General features: G+C 47.8%; 2 protein-coding genes. Both read left to right on the top strand.

Going from position 1 to position 2,825, the window contains the following annotated elements; genetic code table 11:
* The first annotated feature begins 15 nt into the window (after positions 1-15).
* Entirely contained in the window at positions 16-1,518 is a 1,503-nt protein-coding gene (locus tag B7X71_RS14720; protein WP_293598490.1) for a tripartite tricarboxylate transporter permease, read from the top strand.
* A gap of 84 nt (positions 1,519-1,602) precedes the next feature.
* Positions 1,603-2,825, top strand: a 1,223-nt coding sequence (glnS, locus tag B7X71_RS14715; RefSeq protein ID WP_293601207.1) for a glutamine--tRNA ligase, incomplete at its 3' end; no start/stop codon positions are given.

Raw genomic sequence — 2,825 nt, 5'->3', positions numbered from 1 at the left:
CCGGGAACCAGAAAAATGGAATTATTTAACAATCTCGCTCTCGGATTTGATACCGCGTTCACCCTGCAAAATTTAATGTATTGCTTTATTGGCTGCCTATTGGGCACGCTAATTGGCGTACTCCCAGGCCTAGGTCCTGTAGCCACTATTGCTATGTTGCTCCCAGCAACCTATGCACTGCCTCCAATTGCAGCCTTGATTATGTTAGCCGGTATTTATTACGGCTCACAGTACGGAGGATCTACTACTGCGATTTTGCTCAACATCCCAGGGGAAACGTCCTCGGTGGTGACGGCGATTGATGGTTACCAAATGGCCAAAAATGGTCGTGGTGGTGTTGCCTTATTTACTGCAGGTATGGGTTCATTCTTTGCTGGCTGCGTAGCTACTTTAGTTTTAGCCGCTTTTGCCGCCCCTCTCTCTGAGTTGGCCTTTAAGTTTGGTCCCGCTGAATACTTCTCACTAATGGTTTTGGGATTAATTGGCGCGGTTGTTCTGGCTTCAGGTTCCTTGATCAAAGCCATTGGCATGATCATCCTTGGTTTATTGATGGGCTTGATCGGCACGGACGTGAACTCTGGGGTTGCTCGCTACTCCTTTGACATTCCACAACTAAGCGACGGTATTGGCTTTGTCAGCGTGGCTATGGGTGTATTTGGCTTTGCTGAAATCATGGGTAATTTAGAGAAAAAAGGTGACGAAGAGGGCTTCCTCAATAAAGTTACCTCCATGATTCCCACCAAAAATGATCTCAAGCGCATGGTGCCATCTATTCTGCGCGGCACTACCATAGGGTCAATTTTAGGAATTTTGCCAGGCGGTGGTGCAGCTCTGGCTGCCTTTGGCGCTTATTCAGTTGAGAAGAAATCCTCAAAATACACCCACGAATTCGGTAAGGGCGCTATTGAAGGTGTAGCTGGTCCAGAAGCAGCTAATAATGCTGCAGCTCAAACCTCTTTCATTCCATTGCTCACTTTGGGTATTCCACCAAATGCAGTGATGGCTCTGATGGTTGGTGCGATGACTATTCATAACATTCAACCTGGTCCACAAGTGATGACTAGCAACCCAGCCCTGTTCTGGGGTCTGATTGCATCCATGTGGATTGGTAACGTGATGTTGATTCTCTTGAACTTGCCTCTCATTGGTATTTGGGTAAAGCTCTTGAAAATTCCATACCGCTTGATGTATCCAGCCATCCTAGTCTTCTGCTGTATCGGCGTTTACACCGTCAATAATTCCATATTTGACGTTTATGTAACGGCTGGTTTCGGCTTAATTGGCTACCTCTTCTTCAAGCTCGGCTGCGAACCTGCTCCATTACTCCTTGGTTTCGTGCTCGGACCAATGATGGAAGAGAACTTCCGTCGCGCACTGTTGTTGTCACGCGGTGATTTCTCCACCTTCTTTACGCGTCCACTATCTCTCAGCCTGCTCATTGCGGCTGCTCTCTTGGTGGTGATCGTAGCTCTCCCGGCGGTTAAGAAAACCCGTGAAGAGGCTTTTGTAGAGGAGTAATACTCGAAAGCTTCCCAGAAACGAGCCCGCAGTAGTTTGCGGGCTTTTTTCTTTAGGGGCGAGGGTTTTCTCTACAATGGGCGCATGTCCCAAGATAGCAAATCACCCAAAGTTCCTGCCAGCGTCATTGCTGAGCCTTCCAACTTTTTGCGCCAGATCATTGACCATGATTTGGCGAGTGGCGCCTATCAGAACCGCAGCAGCCGTGATGGTCAAGCTATCCCCTCCATCATTACGCGCTTTCCACCAGAACCTAATGGCTATCTCCACATCGGTCACGCCAAAAGTATCTGCCTCAACTTTGGCTTAGCTGCTGATTACAACCAGCTAGCTGGTGGTGCGCGTTGCAATATGCGCCTCGATGACACTAATCCAGTCAAAGAGGATGTTGAGTATGCGGACAGCATTTTGGATGCAGTCAAATGGCTTGGCTTTGATTGGGGCACGCATCTGTATCACGCGAGTGATTACTTTGATCAGCTCTATGAGTTTGCAGAAATTCTGATTCAGAATGGCAAATCCTATGTGGATAGTCAAAGTGCCGATGACATTCATACCAATCGTGGCAACTTTGGGCAAGCTGGAAAAAATAGTCCTTATCGCGATCGCACTCCAGATGAGAATCTGACTTTATTTCGCGAGATGCGTGATGGCAAATACAAAGATGGCGAACATGTTCTACGTCTAAAAATTGATATGGCGCATCCTAATATTGTGATGCGTGATCCTGTGGTCTATCGTATTCGTCATACCGATCACCACCGGACTGGCAGTAAGTGGTGCATCTACCCTTTATATGATTTCACCCACTGCATTTCAGATGCACTAGAAAATGTCTCACACTCCATCTGCACTTTGGAGTTTGAAAATAATCGTCCGCTCTACGATTGGATTGTTGCCTCACTAGCAGAATTGGGGATCTTCAAAAATCCAGTGCCGCATCAGTATGAATTCGCCCGCCTCAACTTAACTTACACCATCACCAGCAAACGTAAGCTGCTGCAATTGGTCGAAGAAAAACATGTTGATGGCTGGGATGATCCACGCATGCCAACCATCGTCGGTATTCGTCGCAGAGGCTATACGCCAGAGAGTATTCGCTTGTTCTGCGAGCGAATCGGCGTTTCTAAAGCGGATAGCTGGATCGATATGAATACGCTGGATCAAGCCTTGCGGGATGATCTAGAAGGCAAGGCTCCACGGGCTACAGCAGTTCTAAAGCCACTCAAGCTAGTGATTGAAAACTTTGACGCCTCTGTAAGTGAGCCCTGTTCAGCACCACGCCATCCTCAGCATCCTGAATGGGG

This window comes from Polynucleobacter sp. 39-46-10 (assembly GCF_002282275.1).
This window is presented reverse-complemented; position numbering and strand designations above follow the sequence as displayed.